We start from the raw sequence: 17,036 nt of genomic DNA on the forward strand, positions 1-17,036 counted from the left end.
CAACAGCGATAGAGAGAGGCGCGGCGAATGGCTGCGCTTTGGCTTTGTCGCTGGTATTTCCGACGAAAATGATCGAAATAGAGGGCTGCACTGAGGTAGTCCCGTATCTATGCCAAAGATCACACCCATCTCCCCCACCTCCACAGAGGCCACGCGCTCCGCCAGGGCGCCGATTTTCGATGGCGCAGCAACGGCCGGCGCCGTCCCGTCCGCGGATGCGCCTAATCGGACACGTGGGCGGCGGAAGAAACCGGGGGGGGCGCTGTTTGCGACGGTGGGCTGGGTTGTGGCTCTGTCCTGTCTGTTGCCAATGCTGGCGGTTGCGCTGGCCGCTCTGACCGGTGGCACCGATACGATCCGGCATCTTATGGAAACTGTCTTGCCGGGTTATGCCGGTACCACTTTGGTTCTGGTCTTTCTGGTGGCACTGGGAACCGGGCTGGTTGGGGTAGGAGCGGCCTGGCTGGTCACTATGACCCGGTTTCCGGGCGTGCGCGTGATGGAGGTGGTTCTGATCCTGCCATTGGCCTTCCCGGCCTATGTGCTGGCCTATGCCTATACCTTTGTTCTGGATCATCCTGGCATCGTGCAGACCACCTTGCGGCAGATGACAGGCTGGGGACCACGCGACTATTGGTTCCCGGAGATCCGCTCTGTGGGAGGGGCGGCGGTGATGTTGGTGCTGGTGCTTTACCCCTATGTCTACCTGCTGGCTCGGGCGGCTTTTCTGCAACAAAGCGCGGGTGCGTTTCTGGCGGCGCGCGCACTTGGTAATACCTCGCTACAGGCCTTTTGGCGGGTCAGCCTGCCCATGGCGCGCCCCGCGATTGCGTCCGGTGTTCTGCTGGCGGTGATGGAAACCATCGCTGATTTCGGCACGGTGAGCTATTTTGGCGTGCAGACCTTTGCGACAGGGATTTATACCAGCTGGTTTTCGCTGGCCGACCGGGCGGGTGCGGCGCAGCTGGCGCTCTGTCTTCTGGGATTTGCGCTGACGCTGGCGGTAGCGGAGCGCGCAACGCGAGGTCGTGCGCGCTATCATCATGCGGGCAAGCATCAGGCCAAGATGCCGCCGGTGGAGCTGCATGGGGCGAAGGCGGCTCTGGCCTTTGGGCTGTGCGTCCTGCCTGTCCTTCTCGGGTTCCTGCTGCCAGTGGTGATCCTGGCGCAGATGGGGCTGGAGTCGGAGCAGAACCTGCTGAGCAAACGGTATCTGGGCTTCCTGCAGAATTCAGTGACGCTGGCGACGACGGCGGCTTTCCTTACCGTGATGGCGGCGGTCTGCCTCGGCTTCTACCAACGGCTGCGTCCGGGTCGGCCGTCTGCTCTTGCCGGTTACGTCTCAAGGCTCGGCTATGCGGTGCCGGGCGGGGTGATCGCGGTTGGGCTGATGGTGCCGTTTGCAGCCTTTGATAACGCGTTGGATGCCTGGATGCGGGCGAATTTCGAGATCAGGACCGGACTGCTGATTACCGGCTCGATCTGGCTGCTGGTGGCGGCCTATATGGTGCGCTTTCTGGCGGCGGCATTGGGTGCCTATGAGGGAGGGCAGGCCACCGTTCATGCCAATATGGATGCGGCTGCCCGCTCGCTGGGGCAAAGCCCGCTGGGTATGTTGCGCCGGGTTCACCTGCCTATCCTGACGCCCAGCCTGATGACGGCTTTGCTGATTGTCTTTGTCGATGTGATGAAAGAGCTGCCAGCGACGCTGATTATGCGTCCTTTCAACTATGACACACTGGCAGTGCAGGCCTACCGGCTGGCCTCGGATGAGCGGCTGGAAGGCGCGGCAGTGCCATCGCTGGTCATCATGCTGGTCGGGCTGTTGCCGGTGATTCTGATTTGCAGGCAAGTGGGCCGACGCAGCTAGGCTATCAATGCTGGCGGCGTGGCGCAAGCCTTTAGCTCTGCCACCAAGCCTCGATTTCCTCACGGGAAATCCGGGCCGCCGGGCCAAGGGCAACCAGAACGGTTTCCTCGGCATCGCAGCGCTTGGCCGAGACCTGCCGACCAACCACATGCAGCTCATAGCCGCCGCCATTGGTGAGGATAAATCCCTTCATCCGATAGATCCCGCTTGGCCGGTTTGCCAGCTTGTCACCCAGGCGGCACCGATCCATCGGCTCGGCGCTGCGGTGGTGCCAGGTCGCATAGGCGTGGTGGGCGGATTTTGCAGTTGCCCTGCCAACCGGCAGTGGGACCACGTCAAACAGCAAGTCGGCAATCGGGGCGTCTTCGAGAATCGTCGGCGTGCGGGCGCCCAGCTCGTCCAGCCGGGTCATAACAGCGTCAGAAGGGGCGTCGCATTTGCTGATCAGCACCAGGTCCGCGGCACGGATCTGCTGACTGGTCTGCTCGCGCAGCAGATCGTCGTTCAGCAGATCGCAGAGGTTTTCGCCATCGGCGACGGTGATGATGCCGCCATAGGACAGCTGGCTCTCGTTCACCACGGTGTTGGCAATGGCGACCGGATCGGAGAGGCCGCTGGCCTCGATCACGATATGATCCGGGCGGCTGCCCTCGGCCAGAATACGATGCAGCGCGGCGGTCAGATCTTCGCCCAGGGTGCAGCAGACACAGCCGTTGCTCAATGCGATGGTCTGTGAGGTTCCGTCCTGCAACAGGCTTTCATCAATGTTGATGCGCCCAAAATCATTGACCAGAACGGTCAGACGCAACCCGTGATCATCGCTCAGCAGACGGTTGATCAACGTGGTTTTTCCAGCGCCGAGATAGCCGCTGATGATGGTGACCGGAATACGTGTCATTGGTATTCACCCGATGGAGTATTGTGGTCACGCATGGCTAGTTTCTCGCTCTGCATCTGTGAATTCGACCCGAAGCTATAGGTGGTCTTTTCCAGCCCGTCCACCCACGGCGCGACGTGAGGTAAAGGACTATGGATAGCGGTCATTCGGCGGTTTTCGCGTTCGTATCGGCTTTGCTGGGGGGGTACCTCAGACAATGCAATTGGCGGCCGGCGGTCCTCAGCACCTAAAATCACTGTGACCCGAGGGTGGATGTCCCCTGCGGGAACCAAAATCACACAAGAGGGATGGATGCCGTGTTGAACCGCAATGACTTGATAATCCGCATTGTTCTGCTGGGGGTGGGGGCAACTGCCTTCATGGATCTGTGGGCCGTCGTCGCCGATGCGCTATTTGGCGTGCCGCAAAGCAATTTTGCCGTGGTGGGGCGTTGGCTGGGGTACATGCCGGATGGGATCTTCACCCATGAAAGCATCGGCAAGGTCCCGCCGGTGGCGAATGAGGCCGCAATCGGCTGGACTGCGCATTATGTTGTGGGCGTGATTTTTGCGGCGCTGTTTGTCGCGCTAGGCGGGCAGCGCCAGCTGCTGAAGCCGGGGCCGGTTGCGCCGATTCTTTTTGGTCTGGTGACGGTGGTTGCGCCATTCTTCATCTTGCAGCCTGCCTTGGGGGCCGGAATCATGGCTTCGAACAAACCGAACCCGGACATTGCGCGGCTGAAGAGCCTGATGTCGCATTTCTCGTTCGGGTTGGGTCTCTATGTCGTCGCCTATGGCCTGTCGCGCCTCGCGCCGAAGGGTCAGCATGGATCAAGTGACCAGATTTCACCGGCAGAATAGACAGACGACTGCCGCGTTGGAAAACAAGAAAGGCGCAGGAGAGTCTCCTGCGCCTTTCCCGTTATTCGGCTGTGGTGGCTGCTCGGCCTTGCAGCGACCGGGGCAGTTACTCCCAACCCACCTGGTTGAAGATCTTCTGTGCGGTGGGGATGTTCTGCGCTACGTCCGACAGCTGCACGTCATCGGGTTTGAAGTGGCCGAGTGCCGCAATGCTGGGCGCAAGCGCAACACCCGGAACCGCCGGGTACTCATCATTGCCTGCGGAGAAATACTGCTGCGCCTGATCGGAGGCGAGGTATTCGAGGAACTTGATCGCGTTCTCCTTGTTCGGTGCGTTCACCGCAACACCGCCACCGGACAGGTTCATGTGGGCGCCTTCTGCGTCCTGCGCAGGGAAGACCCAGCCGATCATGTCACGTTCGGCGGACAGACCTTTCACGTCTTTGCGGATGGAACGGGCGAAGTAGTAGCTGTTGCCAACGGCGATTTCGCACTCGCCGGAGACGATGCCGCGCAGCTGATCGGTGTCGCCGCCCTGGGGCGCGCGGGCCATGTTGGCAACGACGCCTTTTGCCCAGTCGGTTGCGGCTTCTTCACCGTGATGCGTGACGATGGAGGCCAGCAGAGTCTGGTTGTAGGTATTGGTCGAAGAGCGGATGCAGATCTGACCTTTGTAGGCGGGATCCGCGAGGTCGAGGTATGTTTTCGGCGGGTTGGCGACATCTGCCTTGTCAAAGAAGATGATGCGCGCACGCTGGGAGAAGCCGAACCACTGGTTGTCCGCATCCTGCAGATAGCCGGGAACGCGGGCTTCCAGGATGTCGCTGTCGATGGCCTGAAGGAGGCCTTCGTTCTTGGCACGTGCCAGACGCGATGTATCAACTGTCAGCAGGATATCGGCGGGGGAGTTCGCGCCCTCGGCGCTCATCCGGGCGATCAACTCGTCAGCCTTGCCTTCGATCCGGTTGATCGTGATGCCGGTGGCCTCTTCGAAGTCGGAATAGAGCCGTTCGTCGGTATCGTAGTGGCGCGAGGAGTAGAGGTTCAGCTCACCCTCGGCAGCGGCAGATGTTGCGACGGCGGCGACCAAAGCGCCTGCAAGAATGGTGGTCGATTTCAGCATGGTACTTCCCATCTATTCAAAACACTCGGGGGGATCTTGGCCACTGGCGTCGAACCCGACTGATTTGCTCAGATAAAGAGTTTCACAAAAAATGCAAAGCAAAACTGACAAAAACAATCAGAAAAAGAGGTGGGCCGTTACAACCCTCTTGAGGTCACCGGCAAGAGAGGCCTGAAAACACAAAAAAACCGCATCCGAAGATGCGGTTTTCTCAAATCAGCTATGCTGCGTCTGGCGATCAGCCCTGGCGTGCTTTAAAGCGGCGCTGGGTCTTGTTGATCACATAGACACGGCCCTTGCGACGCACAACGCGGCAATCACGGTGCCGGTTCTTGAGCGAGCGGAGCGAGTTCTTGACCTTCATGGCCTATCTCCTGTTCTGCGGCGCGAACCAGCGCCTGGGTTGCGGGGCTCCGATCGTAGGACCAGAGCAATGAATTCATGGTGGGCGATACAAGGTTCGAACTTGTGACCCCTTCGATGTCAACGAAGTGCTCTACCACTGAGCTAATCGCCCATGAATACCCACGCTTTCGGCCGGCCCCAAATTGAAAGGGGCGCGGATGACCGCGCCGGTGAGGGGGTCTATAAAATGAGTCGGAGAGGGGTGCAAGAGCTTTTGACCGCAGAAATTTCCGGTCTATGCTGTTTCTTGTATTTGAGCCGCCGGAGCCTGCATGTCTGACACAGTATATTTGGTGGAAATGCCACAGGAATTGCGGTCTGGGGTGGTTTTTGCCTCGCCGCATAGCGGATCGGATTACAGCGCGGCTTTTCTGGCGCAGACGATTCTCGATCCTTTGCAGCTGCGCAGTTCAGAAGACGCCTTCGTGGATGAGCTGTTTGCCGCCGCGCCGCGATTCGGGATGCCACTGCTGACCGCGCGGGCGCCACGGGCCTATGTCGATCTCAATCGATCAACCGAAGAGCTGGATCCGGCGCTGATCGAAGGCGTCATCAAGCGGGGGCAGAACCCGCGTGTGGCCTCTGGCCTGGGGGTGGTGCCGCGCGTGGTGGCCCATGGTCGGGCGATCTATCATGGCAAGCTGAGCCGGGCTGAAGCAAGCCACCGGATTGCCACCTATTGGCGCCCCTACCACGCGGCTTTGCAGCAGCTACTGGACCAGGCCCGCATCGGCTTTGGCCAGGCCGTGCTGATTGACTGTCATTCGATGCCGCACGAAGCGATTTCGGCCGCAGGACGACGGGGGGCTGGGCTGCCGGATGTTGTGCTTGGCGATCGTTTCGGCGCGGCAGCTTCGGCCGAGATCATGGACCGGGTCGAAGCGGCGTTTGTTGGCGCAGGTTTGCGAGTCGCGCGAAACACGCCTTTTGCCGGGGCTTATATCACACAGACCTACGGGCGCCCGTCACGGGCGCAGCACGCGGTGCAGGTCGAGATTGACCGCTCACTCTATATGGATGAGGCGCGGATTGAGAAAACCTCTGATTTTGCAGCGCTGCAAAAGGTGCTGTCCGATGTGATTGCCGAGCTGTCGCAGCTGAACTGTGAACCGATGCCGCTGGCTGCGGAATAAACACAGGCGGCTGTTCAGCGCAGGGCGCGACCCTTCTGGATGGCCGATTTGCCGAAGCGTTCGCGAATTGCATCCGTGGCCCGCTCCGCCTTTGCGCGCTGCCCGGCCTGTGGATCCAGAAGGTCGCCGGTGATATCGGCCTGCGTTTCGGGCACCAGCTCGGAGATGCCGCAGCCAAGTAGCCGGTAGGGGCCTTCGTCGCCGACCTGATCCAGAAGCGCCCGCGCCGTTCGGTAGATCATGTCGGCAATCTGGGTCGCATCTCGCAGAGATTGCCGCCGGGTGAGGCTGCTGTGATTGGCGCGCTTCAGCTTCAGCGTCACCACCCGCCCTGCAAGCTGTCGGGCTTTGGCACGGTCAGAGACTTTTTCGGCCAGCCGCCACAGGTGACCGTCCAGCACCTCCAGACTTGCGGTGTCCTCGTAGAAGGTGGTTTCGTTCGAGATGGATTTCACCGGCGCATTGGCCGACACCCGCCGCCGGTCCTGCCCGCGCGCGAGATGCCAGAGCCGTTCCCCCATCGAGCCGAACCGCGCGTTCAGATCAGTGCGGTCCCAGCGCAGCAAATCCGAAAAACTGCGGATGCCGGCTTTGTCGAGCGACGCCTGAGCGGCTGGGCCGATACCCCATATCAGGCGCACCGGTTTGTCTTTCAGGAAATCGGCTGTCTCCTCTTTGCCAATCACCGAGAATCCGCGCGGTTTGTCGAGGTCGGAGGCGACCTTTGCCAGGAATTTGTTGTGTGACAGCCCGATTGATCCTGTCACGCCCAGCTCGTCCTTCATGCGTTTGACCAGCCGTGCCAGCATCACCGCAGGTGGCGCGCCATGCAGCCGCTGGGTGCCAGACAGATCCATGAAGGCCTCATCCAGCGACAGGGGTTCCACATCAGGCGTCAGCTCATCCATCATCGCTCGGATCTGGCGGCTGACCTCGACATAGACATTCATTCGCGGCTTTATCACCACGGCGTCCGGGCAAAGCTTGAGCGCCTGAAACATCGGCATGGCCGATCGCACACCGCGAATGCGTGCCACATAGCAGGCCGTGGAGACGACACCACGCCGCCCGCCCCCGATCACCACCGGTTTGTCGGCAAGCTCGGGATTGTCGCGTTTCTCAACGCTGGCGTAGAAGGCGTCGCAGTCCATATGTGCAATCGACAGCGAGAACAGCTCCGGGTGCGCCTTGATCCGTGGGCTCTGGCAGCTTGGGCAGCGCTTTGGATTTGGTGTCTGGCCGTTTTTTGGTTTGAGGACACCATAGGACAAGCACTCCCGGCACAGCACCTGCAGGCGCCGGGGCGCATGGCTGGGCGTCTCCAGCTCAGACGGGGCCGTGTGATCGGGCGGTATGTGCGATTGGTCTGACATGGGGCGGAGGCGTTGCGGCCGAAAGGGTCGGGGAATCTGATGGTGCTGCGGGGGCGCTCAGAGTAGCCTCTGCCACAGCAATTGTCTTTAGATCATCTGACATGGTGAGAGCAGCAATGACATTCAACGGCGCCAAGCTGGCGCTTTTCATTGGCGATAGGCTGCTGGTGATCGAGCGTGATGCCTATCCGCATATTCCCTACCCCGGCCATTGGGATTTCCCAGGCGGCGGGCGCGAAGGCGAGGAAACACCGGAAACCTGCGCGCTGCGCGAAACGGAAGAAGAGGTTGGGCTGGTCGTGCAGGAGGCGGATCTGGTGTGGCGGCAAAGCTATGAGCGGCGCAATGGTGTCGTCTGGTTTTTTGTCGCGCATCTGCCTGCCGCGCGCGAGCGCGACATTCGGTTGGGCGATGAAGGTCAGAGCTGGGCGCTGGTGCGTCCTGAGTGGTACATCGGGCATGAGCTGGCGGTGCCGCATTTTGCGGAATATCTGCAAAGCTACCTGACACGCCCCGCCAAAGCTGGTGGCATAGGATAAAATGTGCGGTATCACCCTTGGCGGATCGCCTGTCAGCGGCTGAATATCCGGGGCTGAAAAGAAAGAACCCCCGCTGCTGTAGCGGGGGAGGTGACGAACCTCAGGAAGAGCAAGGCCGTCAGGGGAGTGTCTCCCGTATAGGGTCGGTCATTTTGACCGCCGGGCAAAGGCTGTAAGGCAGGATTATGTAATTCTGCCTTTGATTGTGTGCTTTTGCGGGCACAGGACAAAAGGGCGCAATCTGCTGCGGTGAAACGCAAAATACTGTTGTAATACTGAAGGTTGACCCTAGGTAATCTTGGCGTACATGTGGCAGAATTCCCGTCCGGCATGGGTCTGATGAAAAGTTTTATTTCGGCTAGATCTTTGAGTGGCGAGTGGGACTGCCCGCCGCCTTCGGGTCAATCTGACCAGAAAACCCGCCGGGCAGATCTGTGCCGACGGGTTGCCCGTGTTGAATAAGTGTAACTGATGCCGTGTGGGACGCGCCGCAGGCGGGGGCCGGTTTACCGTGGCAGACTGGCCAGAATATCTTCGGCGGCGCTGCGCGGGGCGTCTGCTGCCCAGATCGGGCGACCGACCACAATATGATCGGCGCCGGCCTCCAGCGCATTTGCTGGGGTTGCCACCCTTTTCTGATCTCCAAGCGCCGCACCGGCAGGGCGGACGCCGGGGGTGACGATCAACTTGCCTGTGGCTTCTGGCAGGGCGCGGATCAGCGCCGCTTCCTGCGGGCTGGCGATCACGCCATCGGCCCCGGCCGCGAGAGCTAGCCCCGCGCGCTCTTGTACCAGATCGGGAATGTCGCCTGATTTTATCAGGGCTTCATCCAGATCGGAGCGGTCCAGCGAGGTCAGAATGGTGACACCAAGGATCTTGAGACTTGTGCCGGCGGCACCTTCCTTGGCTGCGCGCACCACATGGGGATCGCCATGCACTGTGAGAAAGTCGAGGTCGAACTGGGCCAGCCCCCGAACCGCGGCCTCAACCGTGGCGCTGATATCAAACAGTTTCATATCGAGGAAAATTCGTTTGCCGCGCTCCTGTTTCAGCTCATTCGCAAGCGCCAGACCACCACCGGTCAGCATCCCCAATCCGATTTTATAGAAGGAGACCGCGTCACCAAGCGTGTCGGCCAGCTGAAGCCCGGCAAGCGCATTGGGCACGTCCAGTGCAACGATCAGCCGGTCGTCGGCTTTGGCGTCAGGGGAAGAGTGGCTGGTGGAAGAAGCGGACATGAAGGTTCCTCGTCTTTTGTGCGGCGGTTCAGGCCGTGTGACGGTAGGGGTGGTCTTGGGATCGCACTGCTTTTAGTGCCGCCGCCTCGGTTGGGAAAGGGAAAAACGGGCCCGGCGGGGCGGTGGCAGGGTGCGACAAACCGATCGAGGGAGTGGCTGAATGAGCAAGCGGTTGATCTGGGTCAGGGATTTGGTGACATATTTGCCGCATAGTAGCCTTGAAGAGACGATAAGACCTCCCACATTGGACAGGAGGCCCCGACCGGGACGTGCCGCAGAGCGGGCGTCACCAGAAAAGGGGGCGCTTATATAAGGAGAGCAAGATGGACTTGAACAAGTTCACTGAACGGGCGCGTGGTTTTGTGCAGGCGGCCCAGACGATTGCGCGACGTGAAGATCACCAGCGGCTGATGCCAGAGCACCTGTTGAAGGCGCTGATGGATGATGACCAGGGGCTGGCAAGCAATCTGATCACCCGCGCCGGTGGTAACCCGACCCAGGTGGTCCAGGCGCTGGAACTTGCGGTTTCGAAGCTGCCGAAGGTGCAGGGCAATTCCGCAGACATCTATCTGGACGGCCAGACCGCCAAGGTGCTGGATGAAGCGACCAAGATTGCCGAGAAGGCAGGCGACAGCTTTGTCCCTGTCGAGCGGGTGCTGATGGCGCTGTGCATGGTGAAATCCAAAGCCAAGGAAGCGCTGGCGGCTGGTCACGTGACCGCCCAGGCGCTGAATGAGGCGGTGAATGACATCCGCAAGGGGCGCAAGGCAGACAGTGCCAGTGCCGAAGATGGCTATGACGCGCTCAAGAAATTTGCCCGAGATCTGACCGAAGCTGTGCGCGAGGGCAAGATTGACCCGATCATCGGCCGCGACGAGGAAATTCGCCGCGCCATGCAGGTGCTGAGCCGCCGGACCAAGAACAACCCGGTGCTGATTGGTGAGCCGGGGGTTGGTAAAACTGCGATTGCCGAAGGTATGGCGCTGCGCATCGTCAATGGCGATGTGCCGGAATCCCTGCGTGACAAACAGTTACTCTCGCTTGATATGGGCGCATTGATTGCCGGGGCCAAATACCGCGGCGAGTTTGAGGAACGGCTCAAGGCGGTGCTGACCGAAGTGACCGACGCAGCAGGCGAAATCATTCTGTTCATCGATGAAATGCACACGCTGGTTGGCGCGGGTAAATCCGATGGCGCGATGGATGCGGCCAACCTGATCAAACCGGCGCTGGCGCGGGGCGAACTCCACTGTATCGGCGCGACCACTCTGGATGAGTACCGCAAATACGTTGAGAAAGACGCGGCGCTTGCCCGGCGGTTCCAGCCTGTCATGGTGACGGAACCCACTGTCGAAGACACTATTTCGATCCTGCGGGGCATCAAGGAGAAATACGAGCTGCACCACGGTGTCCGTATCGCGGATGCGGCGCTGGTCGCGGCGGCCACTCTGTCGCATCGCTACATCACCGACCGGTTCCTGCCGGACAAGGCGATTGACCTTGTTGATGAGGCGGCGGCGCGTCTGCGGATGCAGGTCGACAGCAAGCCAGAAGAGCTGGATGCGCTCGACCGTCAGATCCTGCAGATGCAGATCGAGGAAGAGGCGTTGAAACTCGAGGATGACGCGGCCTCCAAGGATCGGCTGGATACCCTGCAGAAAGAGCTGTCGGACCTGCAGGAGAAATCCGCAGAGATGACCGCACAGTGGCAGTCCGAGCGGGACAAGCTGGCTTCGGCCCGTGAGCTGAAGGAGCGGCTGGACCGTGCGCGAGCGGATCTGGATGCAGCCAAACGTGAAGGCAATCTCGCCCGCGCAGGGGAGCTGTCCTACGGCGTTATCCCAGGTCTGGAAAAGCAGCTGAGCGAGGCCGAAACCTCTGACCGTAACGGTTTGATGGTCGAAGAGGCCGTTCGTCCGGAGCAAATCGCCGGCGTGGTCGAGCGCTGGACCGGGATCCCGACATCCAAGATGCTCGAGGGCGAGCGCGAGAAGCTGTTGCGGATGGAGGTGGATCTGCATGGTCGTGTGATTGGTCAGGACACTGCGGTCACGGCTGTGGCCAATGCGGTGCGGCGCGCCCGAGCCGGGCTCAATGACGAGAACCGCCCGCTGGGGTCGTTCCTGTTCCTTGGCCCGACCGGTGTCGGCAAGACCGAGCTGACAAAGGCGGTGGCTGAGTTTCTGTTCGATGATGACAGCGCCATGGTGCGCGTGGATATGTCCGAGTTCATGGAGAAACATTCGGTAGCCCGCCTGATCGGCGCGCCTCCGGGATATGTCGGCTATGATGAGGGGGGCGTTCTGACCGAGGCCGTCCGGCGCAAACCCTATCAAGTTGTTCTGTTTGACGAGGTGGAGAAGGCCCACCCGGATGTCTTTAACGTGCTGTTGCAGGTGCTGGACGATGGGATGCTGACCGATGGACAGGGGCGGACCGTCGATTTCAAACAGACTCTGATTATCCTGACCTCCAACCTCGGTGCGCAGGCGCTCAGCCAGCTACCGGATGGGGCGGATGCCGCCGATGCCAAGCGGGATGTGATGGACGCGGTGCGTGCGCATTTCCGTCCTGAATTCCTGAACCGTCTGGATGAGACGATCATTTTCGATCGCCTGGGACGCAAGGACATGGATGGCATCGTCACGCTACAGCTGGCGCGGCTTGAAAAGCGGCTTGTGGGTCGCAAGATCGTGCTTGAGCTGGATGAGGGTGCAAAGACGTGGCTGGCGGATGAAGGATATGATCCGGTGTTCGGCGCCCGCCCGTTGAAACGGGTGATCCAGCGGGCCTTGCAGAACCCATTGGCGGAGATGCTTCTGGCCGGAGATATCCGCGATGGCGACACGGTGCCGGTAAGTGCCGGTGTCGAAGGTCTGATCATCGGCGATCGCATCGGCTCCACCGATCGGCCGCGCCCCGATGATGCGGTGGTGCACTAAGCTGGCATGAAGAAGGAAGGCCCGCCGATCCGGCGGGCCTCTCTTATAAATGTCTGCTCATTGCTATGCGCCGCCGTTCAATTTCTGGCCATCACGGCGGTGGCCCCTCTGCGCCGCAGGACGGTCAGGCGGGGTTCCCAGTCATACCGGGGATCCTTGGCCGTTGCGGACCAATACAACCTGCCGCCATAGCGCCATGGGTCCAGCACGATGCCGCCGTAGATATCCGCTCCCTTCGGGGCGATCACGGCGCTGCTGTGTTCAATCCGAAAGCTGTTTCTTGGCTCTGCGATGGCCCGCAGAACCGTGAGGCTTTGAAACCCTTCGCTTTGCAGCCGGGCCTGCATGTCCTCGGCGTAATGATAACAAAGGCCGCGTTGTTTGACGCCGGTATTGACGAGGGTGTTGTGCAGGATCGGTGAGGTTGTCACCTGATACTCCTGCGCAAGCGCGGTAGCGTGGCGATAGGCAATCAGCGCGGCTCTGGCCGCTTCTTCCGGATCGACTTGCGGGCCAAGTGCTTCAATCGCGTGGCGAAGCTGGCCGACCTCATCCGATTGGGTGTCCGTGCCCGGTGCGCAGGCAGCGATCATCGTGCCCGCGAGCAGCAGAAGCGAAACAAGGATGGACTTCATGCAGGATCTGTCCGCTGTCAATTTCCGTGGTGATCAGACTATCAAAGCCGGCGCCAGGAGGCAGCGGAAAAACTCAAACGATGGGTCTTACTCCTCGATTGCCTCCAGGACGATGTCATTCAGCAACGACTGGATCAGCTGCATGTCGCCATCAGGGAAAGCGCGAAAGCCGATTGTCGTGATCTCGCTGCCGGGCTGCTGTGCGATGAAGATATCGTAGGGGCAGAAGGTGATATTCATCGGATTGGCTTCCATCACCTTGCGCGACAGGCTGGCGGAGCAGAAAGAATAGACCTCGGCCTTTTGGAACAGAACGACGTCAGAGCCGACATCCTCGCGCGTCCGCTCCAGCATCTCTCCCACATGGCTGATATGATCGACCACAAACCCACGATTGGTGATCGCGCTTTCCAGCCCAAAGGTGACATCATCGAAGGCGAGATCGGTCTGATAGCTGACCATATCCGCCGTTATTGTCGGCTCGGCCGTGACCGGGAGGGATAACGCGATGAATGCCCCGTAACCCAGCGACAGAAAGCTGGCGAAGCGGCGTCCCGTGCGAAATGCAGCGGTTATTACGGTGGATTTTGTCATGGTCCTCTCCCAATGTGATCAAAGGTGACTTGCCCGCCCGGTGGAATACACCAATTTGGTCTAGGGCGAACGGGCCGATGGGCAGCGCGTTCCATTATCATATGGGAGTTTTTGCATGGGTTTCGCGGCAAATGCCATAGAATTCCTCGCATATGCCTTTGTCTTTGCTTTGGGGGCGCTGGCATTGGTGGCTGCGGGGCTGTTCGTGGTTGATCGGGTGCAGACCGAGGACGCGGTGCGCCGCAATTATCCGGTGATCGGTAGGTTTCGCGGCCTGTTCAGCACCTTGGGAGAGTTTTTCCGCCAGTATTTCTTTGCCATGGACCGCGAGGAGATGCCCTTCAACCGCGCGCAGCGCGAATGGGTGGGACGTGCCGCAGAAGGAAAGGGGAATACCGTCGCCTTCGGCTCGACCCGCAATCTGAACGTGCCGGGGACGCCAATCTTCGTGAATGCGGCATTTCCGGCCTTGGATGAGGGCAAGGCCTGTTGCGAGCCGCGCCTGATCGGGCCAACCGCCCGCCAGCCCTATATGGCACCCTCGTTCTTCAATATCTCCGGCATGAGTTATGGGGCGCTCTCTGCGCCGGCCGTCCGTGCCCTCAGCCATGGGGCAAAAGAGGCCGGTGTCTGGATGAACACCGGCGAGGGTGGTCTGAGTCCCTATCACCTGGAGGGGGGCTGCGATGTGGTGTTCCAGATTGGTACTGCCAAATACGGCGTGCGCGATGAGAACGGCGGGCTGAGCGACGAACAATTGCGCAAGGTTGCCGCCCATGATGCGGTGCGGATGTTTGAGCTGAAGCTGGCGCAGGGGGCAAAACCCGGCAAGGGTGGGATCCTTCCCGCGGCCAAGGTCACCCGGCAGATTGCCGAGATACGCGGCATCCCGGAAGGCGAGGACAGCATCTCCCCCAATCGGCATCCGGAGATTGCCAGTTACGATCAGCTGCTGGATATGATCGCGCATCTTCGGGAGGTCACAGGCAAGCCGGTGGGGATAAAGCTGGTGGTCGGTGCTGAGACGGCCCTGCGCGAGCTGTTTCTGAATATTGCCGCCCGCAGGGACGACAGCGCGCCGGATTTCATCACCGTGGACGGTGGCGAGGGCGGAACCGGAGCCGCACCTATGCCGTTGATTGATCTGGTTGGGATGTCTGTCCGGGAGGCACTGCCGCTTGCGTGCAATCTGCGCGATGAATACGGGCTGAAGGACCGCATTCGCCTCATCGCCTCTGGCAAGCTGGTCAATCCGGGCGATGTTGCCTGGGCGCTGGCGGCAGGCGCCGATTTTGTGACCTCGGCGCGGGGATTCATGTTCTCGCTGGGCTGTATTCAGGCGCTGAAGTGTAACCGCAACAGCTGTCCGACAGGTATCACAACCCATGACAAGCGCCTGCAAAAGGGGTTGGTGGTCGAGGAAAAATCCACCCGCGTCGCACGCTATGCCAAGGAGATCATCCATGAGGTTGAAACCATCGCGCATTCCGTCGGCGTGACCGAACCGCGTCAGCTGCGTCGCCGACATGTCAGGATCATGCAGGAAGATGGGCGCAGCCGGCCGATGAATGAGCTTATGCCAGGTTACAGTGCCATCGCGGAGACGTGAGAGGATATGTTTTGGACTGTGCCGCCCGCTGGCTTAGATCCTGCAGATACCCATACTAAGGAGACGCCGCATGGCCCACCGCTGGAAGAACGATCTGAGTGACGGCGACGTCACGCCTTATTCGGCTTTTCTGAACCGACGCCAGATCATGGCCGGTCTGGGCGGCGCTGCGGGGCTTGGTCTGGCGGGTTTGGCTGGCGGCACCGCACAGGCCGCAACGGAGGCGGAGCTGGAACCCAACAGCTGGGAAGACGTGACCAGCTATTGCAACTTCTATGAGTTTGGCACCGGCAAGGGGGATCCGGCTGCCTATGCCGGTCAGATGACAACCCAGCCCTGGAGCGTCGAAATCGATGGCCTGGTCGAGCGCCCGGGCAGCTACTCCGTGGAGCAGATCATGGAGGCTATGACGCTTGAGGACCGAATCTATCGCTTCCGCTGTGTTGAGGCCTGGTCGATGGTGGTGCCCTGGCAGGGGTTTGAACTGGCGGATCTGCTCAATCTGGCCGGGGTGCAGGAGGGCGCGAAATATGTCGCCTTCGAAACCCTCTACAGGCCGTCGGAAATGCCCGGCACAGCCTATAAGGTGCTGGACTGGCCCTACCGGGAGGGCCTGCGCCTTGATGAGGCGCAGCACCCGTTGACGATCATGGCCACTGGCATCTTTGGCAAATCGCTACCCAATCAGAACGGGGCCCCGCTGCGACTGGTGGTGCCATGGAAATACGGGTTCAAGTCGATCAAATCGATTGTCCGTATGACTCTCACCGATCAAGAGCCGCAGACCAGCTGGAACATGGCAAATGCGGGCGAGTACGGCTTCTATAGCAATGTGAACCCCAATGTGGACCATCCCCGCTGGAGCCAGGCCACCGAGCGCCGCATTGGCGGGGGGCTCTTTGCTCGCCGCGAGCCGACCCTGATGTTCAACGGCTATGAAAAAGAGGTGGCCGCGCTCTACGAGGGTATGGATCTGGCAAAGAACTTCTGAATGCAGCGCATCAACGATACAATTCGGGTCGTGCCCATCTGGCTGATCTATCTGCTGGGTGTGCTGCCCGCAGGCCTGCTGTTCTATCAGGGGCTCTCTGGCGCGCTTGGCCCTGAGCCGATCAAGGCGCTTGAGCACGAATACGGCAAACTGGCGCTTCAGCTGCTCGTCGTCACCCTCGCTGTGACACCGCTGCGTCGGCTGCTCGGGCTGAACCTGATGCGGTTTCGCCGGGCCGTCGGTCTTTTGTGTTTCTTCTATGTCAGCTGTCACCTGCTGGTCTGGCTTCTGTTGGATGTGCAGCTGCTCGGTCAGATTCTTGCCGATATTGTTAAGCGCCCATATATCACCATCGGCATGGCGGCCTTTGTTCTGATGCTGCCGCTCGCTCTGACCTCCAATAACGCTTCGGTCCGGCGTTTGAGAGGTAAATGGCGCAGCCTTCACCGGCTGACCTACCCGGCCGCTCTGTTCGGGGCCCTGCACTATGTGATGCTGGTGAAAGGCTTCCAGCTGGAACCGCTGATCTACATGGGGCTGATCCTTCTCCTGCTGGCACTCCGCCTGCCGGCGGTCCAGCGGTTGAGGCCCGCCTGAGTCGCGGTGCGAGGCGTATCTCCATCGCAGAAGGCTCCTGCCCGTGCGTATGGCGAGTCGAAACATCGCAGCGAATAGCCCTCTCGACTCGCCCGGACATGAGCGCAGACGACAGCGACTCGGAGCTGAAACCGGTTGCAGCTTTGTTCCTGCTGGGAAAATGGCCCGATCCTGCCAGGGAAATGTGGTATCCTCGATGGAGAATTTTTCGTAAGCATCTGAAAATAATAGACTTTTGAGAAATTCATCA

The 17,036-nt window shown here is 60.4% G+C and carries 15 protein-coding genes and 1 tRNA gene; 8 read left to right on the top strand and 8 right to left on the bottom strand.

The genetic code is table 11. The annotated features are described in order from the left end of the window. Positions 1-109 precede the first annotated feature (109 nt). Positions 110-1,870: an ABC transporter permease gene (locus tag VWY60_RS19835; RefSeq protein ID WP_416541525.1), complete on the top strand. Its 1,761-nt coding sequence runs from the start codon at positions 110-112 to the stop codon at positions 1,868-1,870. A gap of 31 nt (positions 1,871-1,901) precedes the next feature. On the opposite strand, the gene VWY60_RS19840 is transcribed toward VWY60_RS19835, so the two are convergent. Further along, positions 1,902-2,768 (bottom strand): CobW family GTP-binding protein, encoded by an 867-nt coding sequence (locus VWY60_RS19840; RefSeq protein ID WP_340546862.1) that lies wholly within the window; start codon positions 2,766-2,768, stop codon positions 1,902-1,904. Positions 2,769-3,055: 287 nt separating this feature from the next. Between VWY60_RS19840 and VWY60_RS19845 the strand changes: the two genes are divergently transcribed. Beyond that, positions 3,056-3,607, top strand: a complete 552-nt coding sequence (locus tag VWY60_RS19845) for a DUF2938 domain-containing protein (RefSeq protein ID WP_416544029.1) — start codon at positions 3,056-3,058, stop codon at positions 3,605-3,607. A 106-nt stretch (positions 3,608-3,713) separates the two neighbouring features. Here the strand turns inward: VWY60_RS19845 and VWY60_RS19850 are convergent, their stop codons facing one another. The 3 genes from VWY60_RS19850 to VWY60_RS19860 all read right to left on the bottom strand — a co-directional run bounded on the left by VWY60_RS19850 (position 3,714) and on the right by VWY60_RS19860 (position 5,247). Then, the gene (locus VWY60_RS19850) at positions 3,714-4,730 is read right to left on the bottom strand and encodes a Fe(3+) ABC transporter substrate-binding protein (RefSeq protein WP_340546860.1); all 1,017 of its coding nucleotides are present in this window, start codon (positions 4,728-4,730) and stop codon (positions 3,714-3,716) included. Positions 4,731-4,968: 238 nt separating this feature from the next. Beyond that, positions 4,969-5,094 (bottom strand): type B 50S ribosomal protein L36, encoded by a 126-nt coding sequence (gene ykgO, locus VWY60_RS19855; RefSeq protein ID WP_008562923.1) that lies wholly within the window; start codon positions 5,092-5,094, stop codon positions 4,969-4,971. A 78-nt stretch (positions 5,095-5,172) separates the two neighbouring features. Beyond that, positions 5,173-5,247, bottom strand: a tRNA-Val gene (locus tag VWY60_RS19860). Between the two features lie 160 nt (positions 5,248-5,407). On the opposite strand from VWY60_RS19860, the gene VWY60_RS19865 reads away from it, so the two are divergent. Then, positions 5,408-6,268, top strand: coding sequence for an N-formylglutamate amidohydrolase (locus tag VWY60_RS19865; RefSeq protein ID WP_340546859.1), 861 nt, complete (start codon positions 5,408-5,410; stop codon positions 6,266-6,268). 14 nt (positions 6,269-6,282) lie between these two features. On the opposite strand, the gene VWY60_RS19870 is transcribed toward VWY60_RS19865, so the two are convergent. Then, positions 6,283-7,563 carry a DNA polymerase IV gene (locus VWY60_RS19870; RefSeq protein ID WP_416537833.1) on the bottom strand — a complete coding sequence of 427 codons (1,281 nt, stop codon included), beginning with the start codon at positions 7,561-7,563 and terminating at the stop codon, positions 6,283-6,285. A 194-nt stretch (positions 7,564-7,757) separates the two neighbouring features. Here VWY60_RS19870 and VWY60_RS19875 point away from each other — a divergent pair, with 194 nt between their 5' ends. Next, on the top strand, positions 7,758-8,180 hold the full coding sequence (locus VWY60_RS19875) for an NUDIX hydrolase (protein WP_416541526.1): 423 nt from the start codon (positions 7,758-7,760) through the stop codon (positions 8,178-8,180). Positions 8,181-8,686: 506 nt separating this feature from the next. Here VWY60_RS19875 and pyrF read toward each other — a convergent pair. Beyond that, positions 8,687-9,418, bottom strand: a complete 732-nt coding sequence (gene pyrF / locus VWY60_RS19880; RefSeq protein WP_416541527.1) for an orotidine-5'-phosphate decarboxylase — start codon at positions 9,416-9,418, stop codon at positions 8,687-8,689. Between the two features lie 323 nt (positions 9,419-9,741). On the opposite strand from pyrF, the gene clpB reads away from it, so the two are divergent. After that, positions 9,742-12,360, top strand: a complete 2,619-nt coding sequence (gene clpB / locus VWY60_RS19885) for an ATP-dependent chaperone ClpB (protein ID WP_416541528.1) — start codon at positions 9,742-9,744, stop codon at positions 12,358-12,360. Between the two features lie 77 nt (positions 12,361-12,437). Here clpB and VWY60_RS19890 read toward each other — a convergent pair whose 3' ends face one another. Then, positions 12,438-12,995 carry a hypothetical protein gene (locus VWY60_RS19890; protein WP_340546854.1) on the bottom strand — a complete coding sequence of 186 codons (558 nt, stop codon included), beginning with the start codon at positions 12,993-12,995 and terminating at the stop codon, positions 12,438-12,440. An 87-nt stretch (positions 12,996-13,082) separates the two neighbouring features. Beyond that, the gene (locus tag VWY60_RS19895; RefSeq protein WP_416541529.1) at positions 13,083-13,589 is read right to left on the bottom strand and encodes a DUF302 domain-containing protein; all 507 of its coding nucleotides are present in this window, start codon (positions 13,587-13,589) and stop codon (positions 13,083-13,085) included. Between the two features lie 115 nt (positions 13,590-13,704). On the opposite strand from VWY60_RS19895, the gene VWY60_RS19900 reads away from it, so the two are divergent. The 3 genes from VWY60_RS19900 to msrQ all read left to right on the top strand — a co-directional run bounded on the left by VWY60_RS19900 (position 13,705) and on the right by msrQ (position 16,786). Next, positions 13,705-15,198, top strand: coding sequence for an FMN-binding glutamate synthase family protein (locus VWY60_RS19900; protein WP_416541530.1), 1,494 nt, complete (start codon positions 13,705-13,707; stop codon positions 15,196-15,198). A 70-nt stretch (positions 15,199-15,268) separates the two neighbouring features. Continuing rightward, positions 15,269-16,189 carry a protein-methionine-sulfoxide reductase catalytic subunit MsrP gene (gene msrP, locus VWY60_RS19905; RefSeq protein WP_416541531.1) on the top strand — a complete coding sequence of 307 codons (921 nt, stop codon included), beginning with the start codon at positions 15,269-15,271 and terminating at the stop codon, positions 16,187-16,189. Continuing rightward, positions 16,190-16,786 (top strand): protein-methionine-sulfoxide reductase heme-binding subunit MsrQ, encoded by a 597-nt coding sequence (gene msrQ / locus VWY60_RS19910; protein ID WP_416541532.1) that lies wholly within the window; start codon positions 16,190-16,192, stop codon positions 16,784-16,786. Positions 16,787-17,036 lie beyond the last annotated feature (250 nt).

Origin of the sequence: Phaeobacter sp. JH20_26 (assembly GCF_048056275.1) — a bacterium.
In the GTDB taxonomy this organism is placed as follows: Bacteria; Pseudomonadota; Alphaproteobacteria; order Rhodobacterales; family Rhodobacteraceae; genus Phaeobacter; species Phaeobacter bryozoorum.